Raw genomic sequence first — 20,061 nt, forward strand, 5'->3', positions numbered from 1 at the left:
CTTCCTGCGAATGAAGACAAATGGATCTACGGATGACAGAAGAACATGCGGTAGTGATTGTCGGAGCGGGCCCGACGGGCCTGGTGCTGGCGGGTGAACTGGCTCTGGCGGGCATCGATGTCGCCATCGTCGAGCGCCGGCCGGACCAGGAGCTTGCCGGCTCGCGTGCCGGCGGCCTGAGTTCACGCACGCTGGAGGTGTTCGACCAGCGCGGGATCGTGGACCGGTTCCTCGCGCAGGGACAGGTGGCGCAGGTCACGGGGTTCGCGGTCACGCGCCTGGACATCAGCGACTTTCCGACCCGGCACAACTACGGGCTGGCGCTGAGGCAGAAGCACATCGAGCGCATCCTCGCGGGCTGGATCGACGAGCTCGCGGTGCCGGTCCATCGCGGCCGCGAGCTGAAAGGCTTCGTGCAGGACGATGCGGGCGTGACCATCGAGCTGTCCGGCGGCGAGACGCTGCGCGCGGGCTACCTGGTGGGCTGCGACGGCGGGCGCAGCCTGGTGCGCAAGACCGCGGGCATCGAGTTTCCGGGGTGGGACGCGACCACCAGCAGCATCCTTGCCGAGGTCGAGATGGCCGAGGAGCCGCCGCTGGGCGTGCACCGCACCGCGCGGGGCGTGCATGCCTTCAGCAGGGAGCAGTACGAGATCCGCGACGGCAGGATCATCTTCGCCAGGGAAGGTCCTGTCGGCGTGATGGTGACCGAGAAGACCGCGGGCGCCACGAGCGAACCCACGCTGGACGAGCTGAAGGAACTGCTCGTCGAGGCCTGTGGAACGGACTATGGAATCCGGCGCCTGAACTGGATCTCGAGGTTCACCGACATGTCGCGCCAGGCCGCGGCCTACCGCAAGGGCCGGGTGCTCCTGGCCGGCGACGCCGCGCACGTGCATTCCCCGGTGGGCGGGCAGGGCCTCAACACGGGCGTGCAGGACGCGATGAACCTGGGCTGGAAGCTGGCTCAGGTGGTCAAGGGCGTCTCGCCCGAAGGCCTGCTTGACACCTATCACGCCGAGCGGCATCCGGTGGCGGCTCGCGTGCTGCGCACGACGATGGCGCAGGTCGCGCTGCAGCGCACGGACGATCGCACCGAGGCTTTGCGCGAAATCATGTCGGAGCTTCTCGGCATGGAAGAGCCCCGCAGGCGGATCGCGGCGGAGATGTCGGGGCTCGCCATCCGCTACGACCTTGGCGAGGGACACCCGTTGCTCGGTCGCCGCATGCCGGATCTCGACGTGCTCACCGCCGATGGCCCCGTGCGCGTGTTCGCGCTGCTGCGGGATGCGCGGCCGCTGCTGCTGGATTTCGGCGCGCCAGGCCGCTTCGATGTCTCGCCGTGGGCTGGCCGCATCAAGCTGGTCAATGGCAGATGCGACGGCCCGTGGGAGTTGCCCGCGCTCGGAGCGGTCGCGGCGCCGGCCGCGGTGCTGGTCAGGCCTGATGGCTATGTGGCTTGGGCGAGCGATGGCGCATCGGATGGTCTCCAGCAGGCGATGAACAGGTGGTTCGGCGCCTGAGCGCAGCCACCTTGCTCAGCGTGACGCAGTCACATCCTTGCCCGGTCGCGCCGCCATGTAGCCGAGCGTGCTGCCCACCAGCGCACGCACGCCGATGCGCAGGGCCTTCTCGTCGATGGCGAACTCGGGCGAATGATTGGGCGCGCCGGGCTTGTCGCCGAACGGGGATGCGTTGAGGTTCCAGAACACCACCGGCAGGTTCCTGCCGAAGGCGCCGAAGTCTTCCGAGGCCATGCGCGGGCCGATCTCGCGGGCCTGCGCGTTGGGGCCCGCCGCGGCTTCGAGGCTCTTCACCACCGTCTGGGTCGCCTCGGGGTCGCTCACCAGCACCTCGTAGCCGGTGTCGATGTCCACCTTGGCCGTCAGGCCGTACTGCTCGGCGATCTTCTGGGCCTTCAGGCGGATGTTCTCGTGCGCCACCTTCTGGTTCCTGGCCGACAGCGAGCGCACCGTGCCGGCGAGCTCCGCCGTCTCGGGCAGGATGTTCGCGCGGTTGCCGCTTTGCAGCATGCCCACGGTGACCACGGTGGGGCCGTCGAGCGGATCGATGCGCTGGCTCACGATGTTCTGCAGCGCCAGCACGATCTCGGCCGCCGCCAGCGTCGGGTCTTTCGCGGTCCAGGGCGAGGAGCCGTGGCCGCCCTGGCCCTTCAGCGAGATCTTGAACATGTCGCCGCTGGCCATCAGGGCACCGCGCCGGTAGCCGATGCCCACCGCGCCGCTGGCGTTGATGTGCTGTCCCATCACCACGTCGACCTTCGGGTTGTCGAGCACGCCCGCCTGCACCATCGCCGAGGCACCGCTCGGCACCGGCCCCGGGCCCAGTTCCTCGGCCGGCTGGAACAGGAAGACCACCGTGCCGGGCAGGTCGGCACGCATCTCCGACAACGCCTGCGCCGCGCCAAGCAGCATCGCGACGTGCGTGTCGTGGCCGCAGACGTGCGCGACCGGTACCTCCTTGCCGAGCCAGTCGCCCTTGGCGAGCGACTTGAAGGGAAGGTCGTTGCGCTCCTCCACCGGCAGCGCGTCCATGTCGGCGCGAAGGGCCACCACCGGCCCCGGCTTGCCGCCGCGCAGCACGGCCTTGATGCCTGTCTTTGCAACGCCTGTCTGCACCTGGATGCCCGGCATCTTGCGCAGCGCCTCGGCCACGTACGCGGCCGTGCGCACCTCCTGGAACGAGAGCTCGGGGTTCTGGTGGATATGGCGGCGCCACGCGATCACCTGCGCCTCGGTGGCGTCCGCCAGCGACAGCCCGCGCTGCTGCAGTTCGGAGGGCGCGCCCGGGCCGTTGCCCTGGGCCACGGCATTCAGGTTGAACAGGCAGGCCGTGGCGAGTGCGGCAAGGAGATGCAGTTGCTTCATGCTGGTGCGCGAAAGGTTCGAAGGAGGAGGGGGCAGTCGTCGGTCGGCGCGAAGTTAATGGACCAGGGGATAGAAGAAAAGACAAAAATCTCCATCCGACGATCAAACTTCTCGATCGCCTTCCCGCGTACTCCGTACCCCGATGAGCTCCACGATGAGCTCCACGATGAACCTGCGACACCTGGAAATCTTCCGTCTCGTGGCCGAGGCCGGCGGCATCCGCGCCGCGGCCCGCAATGCCGCGCTGACGCAGCCGGCCATGACCTATGCGATCCGCGAGCTGGAGCGATCCATCGGCGCGCCCGTGCTGGTGCGCAGCGCCAGGGGCATCGTTCCCACGGAGATCGGCCAGGTCCTGCTGCGGCGCGCCGCCGTGCTCTTCGACGAGATCCGACGCACGGAAAGCGAGATCGCGCAATTGCGCGACGGCGGCGGCCACCTGCGCGCCGCCTTCAGCTCGCTCGCGGCGGCGCGGCTGCTGCCGCAGGCATTGCTGGTCTTTCGTGCGCACTGCCCCGGCGTTTCGCTGGAACTGGTGGAGATCACGAGCGCCGAGGCCACCGGCCTTCGGGCAGGCCACGACCTCGCGGTGCTCAGCGATCTGGAAGGCGCGGCCGTGCAGGACGGCCTGACGAGCGAGGTGCTGCTGCAAGCCCCGCTGGCCGCCATCGCCCGCGCGGGGCATCCGATGGCGCGCGTGCGCACCATCGAGCGGCTGCAGGGCGCGCTGTGGGCCGTGCCGTCCTACGGCGTGCGGGCGCTGGGCCAGGCCGGGCTGGCGGCGCCGCGCAACATCGTGGTGTGCCAGTCGGTCCAGTTCGGCCTTTCGCTGGTTCGCAATGCCGACGCGCTGACCCTGGCCGCCGCTTCGCTGGCGGACGACCCCGTCGCCTCCCGCGGACTGGTCCGCCTGCCGCTGGCCGCGCCGCTGCCGCGCGTGCAGGTGTCGGTGTGCCTGCCCGCCGGCTCCGGGCCTACGCCGGCGGCGCAGGCCTTCGTCGAATGTCTGCGCGATGCCGCCGCGGGCCAGCGGGATCGTCTACCTGCGAAGCCGGCTTCGCGGCAGAAAGGGCGGACGGTGAAGTGATTGCGTTGCGGCCTTGCACGCCAGCGTGCAGGCAACCCCTGCTCACCAGGGCTTCCACCAGGGCCGCTTTCCCTGCCGGTGCTCGAGCGACCGCAGGTCCAGCGTGTCTTAGTCGGCATGGTGGTGGACGCCGGCGCGCCGGCGCAGTTCGGCCTCCAGCTGATGGGCGATGCCGCGGGCGTGCAGCTCGCCTTGCAGCGCCCGCCGACGCCACTCGGTGGCCTGCGCGCCCAGTTCTTCATCGGGCAGCGTCTCTGTCTCGATCATGGTTCGCCTGGTGAAAAAGGGTCCGGGGGCTTCATTGAAGACAACGCGCCCCGTGGCTTCCCGAGCCTACGGGTTTGCCGCATGTCTTCATCGCCAGAACATGGGATGCGGGAGCGTCCCCAATGTGGGGCTCCGATCCCTGAATCGGGGCTGCTTCGCGGGTTGCGCACCACCTTTGTCGTTCTGATCGGGTGCATGAGTCTTGTATACCACTGGCACGGTTCGTGCGGCTTGGTGCGGGCGCGGCCGGGCCCGGCCTCGCGCCCGACATCAAACCCACAACCACTCGTCATCGTTCAGGCATCATGAAATTCGGCAGATTGCAATTCGTTCTGGGGCTGGCGCTCAGCGGCCTCATGGCAACCGGGGCGGTTCATGCGCAGAGCGCGCTGGACACCATCCTCAAGAACAGGAAGATCGCGATCGCGGTTCCTCCCGATTTCCCGCCCTACGGCTCGATGGACCGCGACTTCAAGATGCATGGCCTGGACATCGACATGGCCAACTACATCGGCGCGAAGCTCGGCGTGGAGGTCGACCTGATCCCCGTGACCAGCGCCAACCGCATTCCGACCCTGCAGAAGAAGAAGGCCGCGCTGGTCATCGCCACCCTGGGCAAGAACCCGGACCGCGAGAAGCAGATCGACTTCACCGCTGCGTACTCGCCGTTCTATCAAGCCATCTTCGGCGCGAAGACCGTGAACATCAGGAGCTTCGCCGACCTGTCCGGCAAGTCGATCGCGGTCACGCGCGGCTCGGTCGAGGACCAGGAGCTCAACAAGGTCGCGCCTTCGGGCACCGACATCCGCCGCTTCGACGACAACACCCGCACCGTCTCGGCCTTCGTTTCCGGGCAGGTGCAACTGATCGCCACGGGGGCATCGGTCGCAAACACCATCATGGTCGGCAACCCGGCGCTGGGCACCACCTACAAGCTGCTGCTGAAGGAGAGCCCCAATTACATCGGCGTGGCCAAGGGCGAGGACGCGTTGCGCCAGAAGGTCAACGCCATCATCGACGAGGCGAAGAAGAGCGGCGAACTCGACCGGCTGTCCATGAAGTGGCTGGAGCGCCCGGCCGGAGACCTGCCGCAGTAGATCCCCGAGACCGGAAACGCCAGGCCGATGCTCAGTGCCCGGCCGCCTCGACGATCACCCTGGTGACCGCCTCGGGCTGGGAGGTCATCACGACGTGCGAGGCGCCCTTGACCACCACCGTCTTGCGCGCGTTGGCGCGCTGTGCCATGAAGGCCAGCGCAGCCGGCGGAATGTTCTTGTCGCGATCGCCGTACACGAACCATGACGGCACCGACTTCCACGCCGGAGCCTGCGCCGCCTCGTTCAGCGCCGCCTCGGCGATGGGGCGCTGGCCCACGGCCATCAGGCGCGCCTTGGCCAGCGGAACGTCGGCCGCGAACTGCGCGGGAAACTTGTCCTGCTGGATGTACAGGTCCTTGCCGCCATCGGCGAGCGGCACCGCCGGTGCCAGCGTGGGGCCGAGCGTGCTGCCCGGGAACTTGCCCGTGAGGCCGAGCGCCGTTTCGCCCGCCTCGGGCGCGAAGGCCGCCACATAGACCAGCGCCTTCACGTTCGCCTTGCCGTTCGCGGCCGACGAGATGACCGAGCCGCCGTACGAATGCCCGACGAGCACGACCGGCCCCTTGACCGAATCGACGACGCTGGCGACGGAGGCCGCGTCGAACGAAGGTCCGCGCAGCGGATTGGCGGCGGAGATCACGGCGTAGTGCCGTGCCTGCAGGCGCTGCACCACGCCGTCCCAGCTCGATGAGTCGGCGAAGGCGCCGTGCACGAGCACGATCGTGGGCCTGGGGGAGGGCGCCGCATCCGCCGGCTGCGCGAACGAGTGCAGGGGCGCCAGCGCTGCCAGGCCGAGCGCCTGGGCCATCAGGGTCGCGGCGAGACGGCGAGAGAACTTCTTCATGACGATTCTTCCTTTTGGACTTGGGTGAAACAGGATCGGCCCGGTGCCGACGGCGCTGAATCTATGGGCGATGCGGGGCAAGTACGGCCCGGTCTGTATGCCTCTGTGTCCGGGGCGCGTGCAGTGACATTACTTTTCAAGCCGGGTGGCCGAAACAGCGCCGGTACACCCCGGTTCGGGGCGGCGCATGCCCGCGCCTAACAACGCCTAACACCAGCCAACGCACGCAGCGCCAATCTCGCGACCGGCGAGGTTCCAATGGCATCCGCGCACGAATGCGCCCGAAGACGGGGAGAGAAAAACGAGCAATGGCGGGCTGTGCCCGCGCCCCACGCATTCCGCGGCCCGAGCGGCCGCAAGAGGCCCACATCCATGCAGCAACACCAGGAACTCAGCGGACCCGAAGAGGCGGACGCAGCCGTGCCGGACGCCCCCGTTGTCGCGCAGCACGGGGCCTCGTCGGTGCGGTACCGGGACTTTCGCGAACTCGGCGCGGGCACGCCGCGCCTGGAGCGCGCACGCGCGCACGGCGTGGCTTCTTCGCTCGTGGCCGGGCGCGGCCAGACCACGCCGGCCACCGCCGCGCTGCTTCAACGGGAGTACGCGCTGCGCCACATGCTTCGCGACGAATGGGCCGCCGTGCCGGTCGCGCTGGTGCCGCATGGCGAGAGCTTCCTGCTGATCCTGAAGGACCCCGGCGGCGAGCCGCTTCGCCGCGGTGGCGCTCCTTGCTCCGACGTGGGCGCCTTCCTTGCGCTCGCGCTGCGCCTCGCCACCGCCGTAGGCGCGATGCACGAGGCCGGCGTGCTGCATCGCGCGCTCACGCCCGATCGCATGCTGCTCGGCGAGGACGGGCGGGCCTGTCTCACCGGCTTCGGCCAGGCCGCCGCCATCGGCGACGCCGACAGCAAGGCTGCGGGCGACGACCAGCTTTCCTGGGACGAGGACAGCTTCAACTACATGGCGCCGGAACTCGGCGCACGAATGAACCTGCGCGTGGATGCGCGCGCCGACCTCTACGCGCTCGGCTGCATCCTCTACGAGCTGATGACCGGCAGGCTTCCCTTCGAGGGCGCCGATGCCGCCGCGCGCGTGCACGCCCACGCGAGCCGTATCGCCCGCGCGCCCGCAGAACTGGTGCCGCAGCTTCCGCCGCAGCTCTCGCTGCTGGTCATGAAGCTGCTGGAGAAGACGCCCGAACACCGGTACACGGACGCCGCCGGCGTGCTGGCGGACCTGCGGCGCTGCGAGACCCTGCTGCGCCAGCACGGGCGCATTCCCCTGTTCGCGCTGGATGCCCATTCGGCCCTGCGCAAGCCCGGCGGCGCGGGCCTCGTGCTGGGACGCGACGCAGAACTGCAGGCACTGTTCGCGCTCTACCGCGAGGTCGCGGACAGCGCCCGCATGCGCGCGGCCTGGGTCTCGGGCCCCTCGGGCATCGGCAAGTCGACGCTGCTGCGCGAGGCCGTGGCGCGCATGCAGCGCTCGGGCGCACCGCTGCTGGCCGCGGCCAAGAGCGAGGAAGGGCGCCGCGGCAAGCCGTATGCGCTGCTGGTGGAGGTGCTCGATCCGCTGCTTCGGCACGTGGTCGGCTGCGCCAACGAGGAATTCGCGGTCTGGCGCAACCGCATCGCGGCCGCCGCGAAGCCGGTGGAGCGGACCCTGGCGGGCCTGCTGCCGGCGCTCGGCGTCATCCTCGGCCTGCAGTCCGGGCAGCCCGTGCCCGCCGCTCCGGAGGCGGCCCCCGCGCTCGAGCGCGAGCGCGTGCTGCAGGGCATGGCGCGGCTGATCGCCTGTTTCGCCGTGCCCGCGCGTCCGCTCGTGATGCTGCTCGACGACCTGCAATGGGCCGATGTCGAAACCCTGCAGGTGATCGAGCGACTTCTGCATCAGCACGACGATGCCGCGCTGCTGCTCGTCGGAACCTTCCGCGACAGCGGAGTGGATGCCGATCATCCGCTGCGCGCCAGCCGGCTCGCCGAGGTGCCGCAGGCCCTGCGCATCGAGCTCGGCCCGCTGGACGAGAACGCCTTGCGCGAGATGATCGCGCTCACGCTGCAGCAGGACGCGAGCGCCGTCGGCGAGCTTGCCGAGCTCATCGGCCGGAAGACGCAGCGCAATCCGCTCTTCGCCCGGCACCTTCTCCATCTGCTGGCCGACGACGGACTGCTCGCCTACGACGCCGAGACCGCCTCGTGGCGCTGGAGCCTCGAACAGCTCGCTTCCCACCCCGGTGCCGACACCGTCGGCGACCTGATGGCGCGCCGTTTCGAGCAACTGCCCGCGGCGGCGCAGGCCGTCCTGCGCGTGATGGCCTGCCTCGGCCACCGGAGCTCGGGCGAAGCGCTGGCGCTCGCGATGGACGTGCAGCCCGGCACCGAAGCGGCCAAGCGCCTGCAGGCGGCGCTCGACGATGCGCGCGAGGCAGGCAGCATCCAGCGCGACGGCGAGGACTGGGTCTTCTGGCACGACCGCATCCGCGAGGCCGCCTACGGCTCGATCCCGCCGGCGGAGCGGCCGCGCATGCACCTGCGGATCGTGCGGCGCCAGCTGCGGCAGGCGCCCGATCCCGCGCGGGTGTTCTCGCTCGCCGCGCAGGCCAGCCTTGCACGCCTGGCCGTCGAGGCACCGCAGGAGCGGCGCGACTTCGCGCGGCTCAACCTGGAGGCCGGCCGCCAGGCGAAGGCCGCGACCGCCCACCATTCGGCGCTCGGCTTCTTCCGCGCCGCGCTCGCCTTCCTCGGCGGGGACGACACCAGCGAGGACGGCCTGCATGCGCGCGCGCTCTGCGGCGAGGCCGAGTTCATGACCGGGGCGCTGGAAGCCGCCGAGGCCCGCCTCGCGGCGCTGGAGGAGATCGCGGGAGACGGCATCTTCGGCGCCGATCTCGCGCGCCTGCGCGCGGCGCTGTACACCACGCTCGGCAACTTCGACCGCGCGCTGGACGTGGGGCTGGCCTTCCTGCGCAAGTCGGGCATCGACATGCCGAGGCGGCCCGACGCCGCGGCCGTCGACCGGGAGCACGCGGTGCTGCAGGCATGGATCGACCAGCACGGCATCGGGGCGCTGCGCCGGCTGCCCGTCGTGGCCGACCCGCTGCGCCGGGCGATCACCGACATCTTCGCGGACCTCATCCCGCCGGCGCTCTACACCGACCAGGACCTGGTCGACCTGATCCTCTTGCGCATGATCGGCCTCAACATCGCGCAGGGCCATTCCGACGCGTCGGCGGACGGCTATGTCTGCATGACGCAGGTCTTCGGCGTGCGCTACGGCAACTACGCCGCCGCGCGGGAGTTCGGCGCGCTCGCGCTGCACCTGGTCGACGAGCGCGGGCTCGCCCAATACCGGGGCCGGGTCTACATGACCTTCGGCACCATGGTGGTCCCGTGGACGCAGCCGGCGCGCGCGGCGCGCGACTACATCCGGCGCGCCTACGACGTGGCGGTTGCGAGCGGCGACCACACCTTCGCGATCTACTGCGGGCGCAACCAGGCGACGGGAATGCTCTTCGCGGGCGAGTACCTCGGCGACGTGCGGGATACGGTCGAGCGCGGGCTGGCCGTTGCACGCGACGCGAATTTCCAGCTCGTGATCGAGGCGCTGCTGGCCCAGAAGGTGCTGCTGGCGCAGCTGCAGGACGGCACCGCCGGCGATGCCGACGAGCAGCCGAGCCCGCCGCGGGAAGGCCAACCCGCCACGCTCGTCGATTTCGCCTGCTGGGTCTACAGGCTGCAGGCGGCGTTCCTCGGCGGCAGGCTCGCCGAAGCGATCGAGGCGCGCCATCGGGCCGAGGCCTGCGCCTCATCGGGCCGGACCTTCGCCGAGAGCGGCGACCTGCCGTTCTACGGCGCGCTGGCCTTGCTCGCGCTTCCCGCGCGCGATGCGTCCCAGCAGGCGGCGCTGCAGCGTGACGTGAAGCAGCTGCAGGCCTGGAGCCAGGCCTGCCCGGCCAACTTCCTGGCCCGCTTCCAGCTGGTGCGCGCGGAGATGTGCCGCATCGACGGCGATCCGCTCGCTGCCGTGCAGGCCTATGCGCGGGCGGTGTCGCACGCGCGGCGCCACGGTTTCACCCAGGTCGAGGCGCTGGCGGCCGAGCTTGCCGCGGCCTTCCATGCCGGACGCGGCGACGACCTGTCGGCGCACGGCAACCTGCGCCACGCACGCGGCGCATGGCAGCGCTGGGGCGCCACGGCCAAGGTGCGCCAGCTGCAGGCTTCGCACCCGGGTCTCTTCGAGATCGAGGACCCGGCGCCGAACACGCGGCGGATGCAGGGGCTCGACGCGCAGGCCGTGCTGCGCATCTCGACGGCGCTGGCCGGCGAGATCGTCCCGGTCCGCCTGGTCGAGACGCTGCTTCGCACCGCGCTCGAGAACGCCGGCGCCGAGTCCGGCACGCTGGCGCTGTTCCGGCAGGAGGTGTGGCAGGTGCGCGCCCAGGCGCGGGTGCACGACGGCGCCGTCGTGCTCGCGCAGGAGGGCGTCGCCTTCGATGCCGAGGCGCTGCCGGTCTCCATCGTCCAGGCGGTCGCGCGCACCCAGCAGCACATCGTGGTGGACGATGCGCGCGAGAGCGCCTCGCTCGCGCAGGACGATTACATCCGCCGCCGGCGTCCGCGCTCGATCCTGTGCGTGCCGCTGATGCGCCACGCCATGCTCGTCGGCGTGCTCTACCTCGAGAACAACCTGGCCTCCCACGTGTTCACGCCCGCCAAGGCCGAGGTGCTGGAGGTGATCGCCTCTCAGGCGGCCTTCGCGCTGGAGAACGCGCGGCTGTACGAGGAGCTGATCGACCAGAACCAGCAGCGCGCGCAGGCCGAGGAGCAGCTGCGCAGCACGCTCACCGAACTCGAGCGCGCGACCCGCCTGAAGGCGATGGGCGAGCTGGTGGCTTCCATCGTGCACGAGGTGGGCCAGCCTATCGCCGCGGTCGACACCTCGGCCAGCGCCGCACTGCGCTGGCTAGACCGCAGCCCGCCCGACATCGGCGAGGCCCGCGAGATGCTCACGCACATCAGCAGGAGCGCGCTGCGCGCCCGCACCATCATCCAGGGCCTTCGCGCCAAGGCGCGCAACGCGGAGCCGCAGTTCGCCGCCTTCGATCTCGGCGAGGCCCTGAGCGAGGCCGCGACGCTGGTGGCCGGCGCGCTCGACACCATGGGCGTCACGCTGGAGACCAAGGGCCTGGACGCACCGCTGGCCGTGCATGGCGACCGCGTGCAGCTGCAGCAGGTGGCGGTCAACCTGCTGATGAACGGCGCCGAGTCGATGGCCGCACTCCCGCCCGGCCCGCGGCCGCTGTCGATGGCCTGCGTGCACGACGGCGGGCAGGTGCGCATCGTGGTGGAGGACGCCGGCCCGGGCGTCGGTGCGGAGGCGGCGCAGCACTTGCTCAAGCCCCTGTTCACAACCAAGTCGAACGGCATGGGCATGGGGCTGGCGATCTGCAAGTCGATCCTCGATGCGCACGGCGGAACGCTCGAACTGCAGCAGCGCGAGCCCACGGGCATGCGCGCCGTCTTCAGCCTGCCGCTTCCGGGCACCGGCGGCCGATGAAAGGGCCATCGCCCCCGAAGCCTTCAACAACGTCTCGATCCATGCCTTCTTCCGATCCGACTCCGGCAACTCTTCGCTGCGTGTTCATCGTCGATGACGACGAGCTCGTGCGCAATGCGCTGTGCAGCCTGCTGCGCTCCATCGACCTGGCGGTGCACGCCTTCGCCACGACCGAGGAGTTCCTCGCCGCGCCGCGCTCCGGCGGGCCTTCCTGCCTGGTGCTGGACGTGCGCCTGCGCGGCCAGAGCGGCCTGGCCTTCCAGCAGGCGCTGCTGGAGCGCGGCGAGCCCCACATGCCGATCGTGTTCATGACCGGCCACGGCGACATCGCCATGACGGTGAAGGCGATGAAGGCCGGGGCGGTGGACTTCCTGGCGAAGCCTTTCCGCGACCAGGACATGATCGACGCGGTCATCGCCGCGCTGGAGCGCGATGCGCGGCGCCTGGAGAGCGCGCGGCTGCTGCAGGCGGCGCGCGCCTGCTGGGATTCGCTCACGCCGCGCGAGTGCGAGGTGGTGCAGCACGTGGCCGGCGGCCTGATGAACAAGCAGATCGCCGATCGCATGGGCATTGCCGAGATCACGGCCAAGATCCACCGGGGCCAGGCGATGCGCAAGATGAACTCGCGCTCGGTCGCCGAACTGGTGCGCAAGATGGAGGCGCTGGGTGTGGTGGAGGGCGCCTGCTGAGGCGAAGCCATACCTACGGATGATGGCGCCGCGCGCTGGTGCCGCTATCCTGCAATCCTGGGCAGGGGCGGGAATGTTCCTGCGCCTTCACCGGAAACCCCCGGGGTAGAGAACGGGCTTCCTCCTTGTCCTCCTCCTTGTCCTCTTCAGCCATCGAACTCGTTTCCATCGTCGACGACGATCCCTTCGTGCGTGCCGCGACGAGCAGTCTCGTGCGCTCGTTCGGATGGGAGGCCCGCGCGTTCGAGTCGGCCGTCGACTTCCTCGCCTCCGACGTTCCGGCGCGCACGCGCTGCCTCGTCTGCGACATCCAGATGCCGGCCATGGACGGCATCGCGCTGGTCGAATGCCTGGAGCGCGAAGGCCTGCGCGTGCCCGTCATCTTCATCAGCGCCTTCGCCAGCGCCCGCACGCGGGAGCGCGTGCAGGCCAGCCCCGCGCTCTGCCTGATCGAGAAGCCGATCGACGCCGCCGAGCTCGAGACCTGGATCGGCCGCGCGCTGGGCCGGGCCTGAAACTCCCCGCAAGGAGACGGACCTCGCGGCACCCCGGCGCATGACGGGGGCAAACCTTCGTAGGGGGGCGGCAAACGCTGATGCAATGGTCTGTGCGACCCCTCGCGTGATGTCATCACTCCCACGCCGGCACGTGCGCCGGCAGCAGGAGAAAACCAATGACGAAGAAGTCCCGCGCATCCATCAGTTCCTTCCATCCGCCGCGCGCATCCGCAGCGCCCGCCGGGGCCGTTTCGAGTTCAGGGCGTCCGGGCCGCCGGTCCCACGGCCTGGCCTTGATCGCGGCGCGCGCGCTCGCGGTGGCCACGCTCGGGCAGAACGTCCATGCCGCGACGCTGTCGCCCCTGACCTGCCCGCTCGACGACAGCCTGCGGTGGATCCTGTGCGTGTCGGTGCTCGTCGGCTTCATGCTGCTCGCCGTCTTCCTCTGGCTGGAGGCGATGGACCACCGCGCGGGCGCGGCACGCCTGGCTCGCACGCTGGAGCAGCAAGGCAGCGGCGCCGGCATTCCCGAGCTCGCCGAAAACGGCCCGCGCGCCATCGTGCGGCTGGCACGCGCGATCAACAACGTCCGCCGCCGCCAGTCCGAGCGCGACGTGGCGCATCTCGACGTGCAGGCCGCCTATGCGCACGACCTGCGCACGCCGCTGACCCGCATGGGCCTGCGCTGCGAGATGCTGGAAGACGTCTCGCTGCGCGAAGCCATGGAACGCGATCTGGCGCAGATGCGCGAGCTGATCGAAGCCAGCGTGGCCAGCGCGCGGCTGCAGCGCAGCGTGGCCGAGCCGCTGCAGCGCGTCGATGCCGACGGCCTGCTCGGAAGCCTGATGCGCGACTACCGCGAGTCCGGCCGGGCGATCGCCGTCGACGGCCACATCGGGCAGCCGGTGATGGCCTGCCCGCTCGCGCTGCGCCGCGTGCTCGCCAATCTGATCGACAACGCGCTGCGCTACGGCAGCGACGTGCGGGTCAGCGCCCGCGTCGACGCCACGAGCCTGGTGCTGGCCGTGGTGGACTCGGGGCCGGGCATCCGGCCGGCGCAGATGGAGGCGGTTTTCGCGCCGTGGGTCCGCGCGCAGCAGGGCGGCTCGGAAGCCAAGGCCGGCTCGGGCCTCGGCCTCGCGATCGCCAGGCGCCTTGCCCGGTCGATGCAGGGCGACCTGCAGTTGCAGAACCGCCGCTGCGGCGGGCTCGAGGCGCGGCTCACGCTGCCGCTCGTGGTCGCATGACGGGGGCGGCGGCGCATGCTTCTACCTGGCTCAGCGCAGCGACCTGAACGCCGCGCGCACTTCCTGGCTGAACAGCGCCGGCTGTTCCCACGCGGCGAAATGACCGCCCGTGTCGACCTCGTTCCAGTAGATCAGGTCGTGGTACGCGCGCTCGGCCCAGCTGCGCGGCGCCTGGTAGATCTCGCCGGGGAACACCGTCACCGCGGCCGGCAGCGAGATGTCGACGGCATTGAAGTTGTTCGAGTGGTCTTCCCAGTAGATCTGCGCGGCCGAGGTCGCGCTGTTGGTCAGCCAGTACAGCGAGATGTCGTCGAGCATCTCGTCGCGCGGAAGCACCCGTTCGGGCACGCCGCCCGAGTAGGTCCAGGTGGCGAACTTGTCGTAGATCCAGGCGGCCTGGCCCACGGGCGAGTCGGCCAGCGCGTAGCCCAGCGTCTGCGGGCGCGTGACCATCATCGCGGAGTAGCCCGAGCTGTTTTTGTAGAAGGCGTCCAGCTTGTCGAAGGCCGCGCGCTCCTTGGGCGACAGCCCGGCGGGCGCGGGGCCGCCTGCGGCGAGGATCGACGCGATCTCGGCGGGCACGGTGCCCGGCATGTTGACGTGGATGGCCATGAGGCCCGGCACCTTCTGCATCGCCATGCGATGCGAGATGACCGAGCCGCAGTCGCCGCCCTGCGAGACGAACTGCCTGTAGCCCAGCCGCGCCATCAGCACGCCCCAGGCGCGCGCGATATGGTCGGAGCCCCAGCCGGTGGCCTGCGGCTGGCCCGAGAAGCCGAAGCCCGGCAGCGAGGGCAGCACGAGGTGGAACGCATCCTCCGCGCGGCCACCGTGGGCAGTGGGATCGGTCAGCGGGCCCACGACCTTGAGCAGCTCGAAGATCGAGCCCGGCCAGCCGTGGGTCATGACCAGCGGCATCGCGTCGGCGTGCCGCGAGCGGATATGCGCGAACTGGATGTCGAGGCCGTCGATGGTGGTCACGAACTGCGGAATGGCGTTGAGCCGCGCCTCGCCCTTGCGCCAGTCGTAGTCGGTGGACCAGTGGCGCACCAGCGAGCGCAAGGTGGCGAGCCGCACGCCCTGCGAGTCGTCCGCGACGGTCTCGGCGCTCGGCCACCGCGTGGCGCCGAGCCGCCGGCGCAGATCGGCCAGCGCCTCGCGGTCGACGCTGATGCGGAACGGCCGTACCGAGGTGTCGTCCGGGCCGGAGGCCCCGGACGGCCGCAGCATGGCGAAGGCGCCGGTGGCCGCCGACGCCGCGCCGAAGGCGAGCGACGTGGCCAGGAGGTGGCGGCGCGAGAGGGATGGATGGAGGCTGTTCATGCAGGCATCTCTGTGAAGTTGAAACGCCTCCATTGAAGTGGGCGGATGTATCCCGCGTGTGTGAAGAAAGGGCTGAATCGCATGCGCAGGTACCTCGGGGGCGGACCGACACACGGTCATACAAATCGGCACGCCGCGACCCTCGGTTATGCTCCGTCCGCCCGCGCTGCCGAGGCGGCCGGCGGGTCCGCCGGGCCGATCGGATCGACCGCGTGCGGCCTGGCAATCCGCCGCGTGCGCGGCACGCCGCAGTTCCCCCATCTCCATGAGCGACGACAACTCCTTCAAGACCGCCGGTCCCGTCTCCTTCGGCCCGTTCACCCTGCGCGTCGCGCAGCGGCTGCTGGAGCGCGAGGGGGTGCCGGTGGATCTGGGTGGACGGGCGATGGATGTGCTCCTCGCGCTGGTCGCCAATGCCAACACCATCGTGAGCAAGCGGGAGCTCATGGCGCTGGCCTGGCCCGGCATGGTGGTTTCGGACGGCAGCCTGCGCTACCAGATCGCGATGCTGAGGCAGGCACTCGGCGACGGGCAGGACGGCGCACGGTACCTGTCGAACGTCGTCGGCCGCGGCTACTGTTTCGTGGCCCGCATCACGCCGGCGGAGGCTGCCATCGAAGTGCAGCCCGAGGCCGAGGCAAGCTCCGTCGAGCCCGGCCTTCCCGCGCAGCCGGTGGAACTGGTCGGCCGCGCGAAGGACCTGGCCGCGATCCCGGCCCAGCTGGCCCGCACGAGGTTCGTCACCATCGTGGGCTCGGGCGGCGTGGGCAAGACCAGCGTCGCGGTCCGCACCGGGCAGGACATGCTCGGCGAGTTCGGCGGGGCCGTGGTGTTCGTCGATCTTTCGATGCTGCTGGACCCCGGCCTGGTGCCCAGCGCCATCGCATCGATGCTGGGGCTGTCGGTGCGCTCCGCCGACCCGGTGCCCAGCCTTATCGCCTACCTGCGCGAAAGGCGCATGCTGCTGATACTGGACAACTGCGAGCACGTGATCGCTGCGGCCGCCTCGCTGGCCGAGCGCATCTTCCAGGCGGCGCCGCGCATCCACATTCTTGCCACCAGCCGCGAGGCTTTGCGGGTGCAGGGGGAGCACATCCACCTGCTCGATCCGCTGGACAACCCGCCCGACCAGCCCGGGCTCGTCGCGCGCGACATCCTCATGTATCCCGCCACGCGCCTGTTCGTCGACCGGGCCGGCGCGAGCGGCGCGATGTCCGGCCTGAACGACGAGGACGCGCCCGTCATCGCGAGCATCTGCAGGAAGCTCGATGGCGTCGCCCTCGCCATCGAACTCGCGGCGCGGCGCGTTGCCGCCTACGGGCTCCAGCAGACGGCCGCGCTGCTCGACGAGCGCCTGGCGCTTTCGTGGCTGGGGCAGCGCACGGCGCAGCCGCGGCACCAGACGCTGCAGGCCACCCTGGACTGGAGCTACGAACTGCTCGACATGCCGGAGCGCCTGGTGCTGTGCCGGCTGTCGGTCTTCGTGGGCCACTTCTCGCTGGAGGCCGCTCGCGAAGTGGCAGCGGACCAGGAGCTGACGCAGGCGCAGGTGGTCGACGCGGTCGCGAGCCTCGCGGAGAAATCTCTGCTCTCCCTCCGGCGCTCCGGCGCCTCGACCCAGTACCGGCTGCTCGAAAGCACCCGCGCGTACGCGCATTCGAAGGCCGGCGCCGATCTGGCCGACTCGGCGGCGCGGCGCCACGCCATCTACTTCCGTAAGCGGCTGGAGCAGATGGCCGCGCAGGACGACGCCTTCTCGCGCGACACCGCCCGCGCATCGGACCTTGCGGACCTGGGCAACGTGAGGGCTGCGCTCGCCTGGTGCTTTGATCGCGCCGATGCCAGGGAGCTGGGCGTTTCCCTGATGCTGGCGGCCGTGCCGGCCTTCATGGCGATGTCGCTGCTGGCGGAGTGCCACGACTGGTCGAAGCGTGCGCTCGCCGGGCTGGGCACGGCTTCTGCTGGCAGCGCCGCAGAGATGCATCTGCAGGCGGCCGTCGGCCTCTCGCAGATGTTCACGCGTGGCCACAGCGACGAGGTGCGCCATGCGCTCGAACGCAGCCTCCGGGTGGCCGAGGAGCTCGGCGATTCCCGCAGCCAGGTCGAGCTGCTGGGGCGGCTGCAGATATTCCACGAGCGCATCGGCGACTTCGTCGAATCGCTCAGCCACGCCAGGCGCTGCGCCGACGTGGCCGCGTCCATCGACGACGCGACGGCGCAGGCGACCGCCAATTCGCTGGTGGGCCTGTGCCACCACCTGGTGGGCGACCAGCCCCGCGCGCGGCACTTCCTGGAGGCCGCGATCGCCGGCGCCTCGGTGTCGCGGCAGCGCAGCAGCATCCACGCGGGCTTCGACTTCCACAACCGCGCATGCATCGCGCTGGCCAGGACCCTGTGGCTGCAGGGGCATCCCACGCAGGCAGTGGTCGTCGCCCAGCGTGCGGTCGAGGAGGCCAGGCACCTGAACCACCCGGTGACGCTGTGCATCGCCCTGATATGGGCCGTGTCGGTCTACATGTGGGTCGGCGACCTCGCGCGGGCCGAGCAGGACATTGACCGCTTCATCGCCTATGCGGAGTCGCATTCGCTGACGCCCTACCTGGCAGTGGGCCGCGGCGTGAAGGGCGAACTCGCGGTGAAGCGCGGCGATGCGGCAAGGGGCGTGCAGGCGATCCAGGAGTCGCTGATCGAGCTGCGCGCGTCACGCTACGAGTTGCTCACCACCTCGTTCAACATCACGCTCGCCGAAGGCCTGAACGCCATCGGCAGGAACGGCGAGGCGCTGGAGCTGATGAACGACACGCTCGCGCTGGTGCATGCCAAGGGCGACCTCTACAACCTTCCGGAGCTTCTTCGCGTGAAGGCGCGCGCATTCTCGGGTGCCGTGCCGCCGGACATGGCGAGCGCCGAAGAATCGCTGCTCGAAGCGCTGGCTGCCAGCAGGCAGCAAGGGGCACGCTCGTGGGAGCTGCGCGTGGCGATGGACCTGGCTCGCCTCCGGGAAAAAGCCGGGCGCGTGCGGGAGGGAAAGGAACTGCTGGCCGGCGTGCTCGCCCACTACACGGAGGGCTTCGAAACCGCGGATCTGCAGGAAGCCGAGCGGCTGCTCGACGGGTCGATGGACTAGGGAAGGCGCGGCCGCGCCGCGCGCTTCCTCGACGGGAAGCGGGCGGCGGGCTGCGGCCGGGAAACGATCATCGAGATTTCCCGGCGTCGGGAACGATGGAAGCGGATGCGACGCGCATCGGTGGCCGCTTACAGCGTTCCCTCGGTCACGCCGTGGGCCGCCGTTGCGCGTGCCTGCGCGCGCACCGTCGAACGATCGAGCGTGCTGGTGAACGCCTGCGGCACGCCGGCGTCGGCACCGTCCGCATAGAGGTTGCCCGCGCGAGCAGCCGCCACGGCTTCGGCACGCGTGTCCGAGCGCTTGGCCAGGGTGGGCAGCGCGGGAGCGACGTCCGCCGAGGCGCCTTCGCGATAGGGGTCCGCGCTGTGCGAGGCGACGACGGCCTCGGCCCGGACGCCGGCGCGGCTCGCGCTGGAGTGGAACTGCAGCACGCCCTGGTATTCCTCGGCGCTCGCGCCCAAGGCGAACAACGAAGAGACGGCTGCGGCGGCGAGGAGGACGGAAGCTTTCATGATGAATCCTTTCGGTTGGGTGATCACAATTGGCAATAAGGTTTGCAAGAGGGTTTGTCAGCCGGATCGCATGTGCTTTTCCGAACTGATGGAGAGATTGTTCGGCGCATGAGGCGGCTCGTGAGCGGTTTGCGTATGCCTCTGTATCCGGGCCGTATCCGCCAACAATAAATTTCAAAACGACCGGTGCGGCCTCTCAGGGCGCGAGCCGCGTGAACACGTAGTCGTGGTTCTTCACCAGCGACTGGTGGCAGGCGAAGCAGGTCTGGTGCTGTGCCAGGTCCGCGGGCTTGCCGTCGATGAAGCGGCCGAAGCCCCAGCCGCCGGTGGCGGCGTATTTCTTCGAGTCCTTCACCATCACCTGCACGGTGGTGGCCGCGCCAGGAATGGAGGCGGGCGCGAACTCGGGCGACTGCACGTGTTTCCATGCCAGCTTGACGAGCACGGTCCCGTCGGGAAAGGGCAGCGTGCCCTGGTCGTAGGCCTTGATCGCCTTGGTGTTGCCGAGCACGACGCGCAGTTCGTTCAGCGGCTCGGCCTCGATGGCGGGCGCGATCAGCTGCCACTGCCGGTAGCCCTTGGGCAGGGTGACGCCGTAGATCGGCGATGCCTGCGGGTCCGGCGCGGCAGCGCGGGTCTCCTTCGCCGCAATGGGAGCGACCGCGAAGGTGGCCAGGGCGGCTGCGAGCGCGAGAACGCCTGCGCCGGCGAACTTCGCCGGAGCGCCTTTGAGGGAAAGGGGAAATGCCTTCGCCGCATTCGTGCTGGAAGGCAGGTGCGTGTGGAGATTGTTCATGGGTGGACTGTGCTGTTGGACAAGAAAATGCCCACGACACGCGGGACCGCGCCCCGGGGCGCGCCGATGGTCCGCCGCCTTCTTCCCTGTCTCCGCACACTGCGTATGCGCGTGTATCGCGCTTCGCCGGT

14 protein-coding genes are annotated in these 20,061 nt (G+C 70.2%); 8 read left to right on the forward strand and 6 right to left on the reverse strand.

Features of this window, described 5'->3' with window-relative positions:
- Positions 1-32: 32 nt before the first annotated feature.
- Positions 33-1,523, forward strand: coding sequence for an FAD-dependent monooxygenase (locus tag ABL838_RS09895; RefSeq protein ID WP_126024630.1), 1,491 nt, complete (start codon positions 33-35; stop codon positions 1,521-1,523).
- A 15-nt stretch (positions 1,524-1,538) separates the two neighbouring features.
- Here the strand turns inward: ABL838_RS09895 and ABL838_RS09900 are convergent, their stop codons facing one another.
- Positions 1,539-2,888, reverse strand: coding sequence for a M20 metallopeptidase family protein (locus ABL838_RS09900; RefSeq protein ID WP_418125195.1), 1,350 nt, complete (start codon positions 2,886-2,888; stop codon positions 1,539-1,541).
- Positions 2,889-3,042: 154 nt separating this feature from the next.
- Here ABL838_RS09900 and ABL838_RS09905 point away from each other — a divergent pair, with 154 nt between their 5' ends.
- Positions 3,043-3,975 carry a LysR family transcriptional regulator gene (locus ABL838_RS09905; RefSeq protein ID WP_418125196.1) on the forward strand — a complete coding sequence of 311 codons (933 nt, stop codon included), beginning with the start codon at positions 3,043-3,045 and terminating at the stop codon, positions 3,973-3,975.
- Between the two features lie 108 nt (positions 3,976-4,083).
- Here the strand turns inward: ABL838_RS09905 and ABL838_RS09910 are convergent, their stop codons facing one another.
- Positions 4,084-4,242 (reverse strand): hypothetical protein, encoded by a 159-nt coding sequence (locus ABL838_RS09910; RefSeq protein ID WP_418125197.1) that lies wholly within the window; start codon positions 4,240-4,242, stop codon positions 4,084-4,086.
- Between the two features lie 305 nt (positions 4,243-4,547).
- Here ABL838_RS09910 and ABL838_RS09915 point away from each other — a divergent pair, with 305 nt between their 5' ends.
- Entirely contained in the window at positions 4,548-5,339 is a 792-nt protein-coding gene (locus ABL838_RS09915; protein ID WP_126024634.1) for a transporter substrate-binding domain-containing protein, read from the forward strand.
- 31 nt (positions 5,340-5,370) lie between these two features.
- Here ABL838_RS09915 and ABL838_RS09920 read toward each other — a convergent pair whose 3' ends face one another.
- Positions 5,371-6,183, reverse strand: coding sequence for an alpha/beta fold hydrolase (locus ABL838_RS09920; RefSeq protein WP_369658882.1), 813 nt, complete (start codon positions 6,181-6,183; stop codon positions 5,371-5,373).
- Between the two features lie 372 nt (positions 6,184-6,555).
- On the opposite strand from ABL838_RS09920, the gene ABL838_RS09925 reads away from it, so the two are divergent.
- The 4 genes from ABL838_RS09925 to ABL838_RS09940 all read left to right on the forward strand — a co-directional run bounded on the left by ABL838_RS09925 (position 6,556) and on the right by ABL838_RS09940 (position 14,172).
- On the forward strand, positions 6,556-11,739 hold the full coding sequence (locus ABL838_RS09925) for a trifunctional serine/threonine-protein kinase/ATP-binding protein/sensor histidine kinase (protein WP_418125198.1): 5,184 nt from the start codon (positions 6,556-6,558) through the stop codon (positions 11,737-11,739).
- Between the two features lie 41 nt (positions 11,740-11,780).
- On the forward strand, positions 11,781-12,428 hold the full coding sequence (locus tag ABL838_RS09930) for a response regulator transcription factor (RefSeq protein ID WP_418125199.1): 648 nt from the start codon (positions 11,781-11,783) through the stop codon (positions 12,426-12,428).
- Between the two features lie 125 nt (positions 12,429-12,553).
- Positions 12,554-12,943, forward strand: coding sequence for a response regulator transcription factor (locus tag ABL838_RS09935; protein ID WP_418125200.1), 390 nt, complete (start codon positions 12,554-12,556; stop codon positions 12,941-12,943).
- A gap of 158 nt (positions 12,944-13,101) precedes the next feature.
- Positions 13,102-14,172, forward strand: a complete 1,071-nt coding sequence (locus ABL838_RS09940) for an ATP-binding protein (RefSeq protein WP_418125201.1) — start codon at positions 13,102-13,104, stop codon at positions 14,170-14,172.
- A gap of 30 nt (positions 14,173-14,202) precedes the next feature.
- On the opposite strand, the gene ABL838_RS09945 is transcribed toward ABL838_RS09940, so the two are convergent.
- On the reverse strand, positions 14,203-15,495 hold the full coding sequence (locus ABL838_RS09945; protein WP_418125202.1) for an epoxide hydrolase family protein: 1,293 nt from the start codon (positions 15,493-15,495) through the stop codon (positions 14,203-14,205).
- A gap of 265 nt (positions 15,496-15,760) precedes the next feature.
- Here ABL838_RS09945 and ABL838_RS09950 point away from each other — a divergent pair, with 265 nt between their 5' ends.
- A complete protein-coding gene (locus ABL838_RS09950) occupies positions 15,761-18,622 on the forward strand; it encodes an ATP-binding protein (RefSeq protein WP_418125203.1) in 2,862 nt (953 codons plus the stop codon).
- Between the two features lie 128 nt (positions 18,623-18,750).
- Here the strand turns inward: ABL838_RS09950 and ABL838_RS09955 are convergent, their stop codons facing one another.
- A complete protein-coding gene (locus ABL838_RS09955; RefSeq protein ID WP_369658876.1) occupies positions 18,751-19,134 on the reverse strand; it encodes a helicase SNF2 in 384 nt (127 codons plus the stop codon).
- Positions 19,135-19,330: 196 nt separating this feature from the next.
- Positions 19,331-19,930, reverse strand: coding sequence for a cytochrome P460 family protein (locus ABL838_RS09960; protein WP_418125204.1), 600 nt, complete (start codon positions 19,928-19,930; stop codon positions 19,331-19,333).
- Between the last annotated feature and the right edge of the window lie 131 nt (positions 19,931-20,061).

Source organism: Variovorax sp. 160MFSha2.1, from assembly GCF_048305075.1.
GTDB lineage: Bacteria > Pseudomonadota > Gammaproteobacteria > Burkholderiales > Burkholderiaceae_C > Variovorax > Variovorax guangxiensis.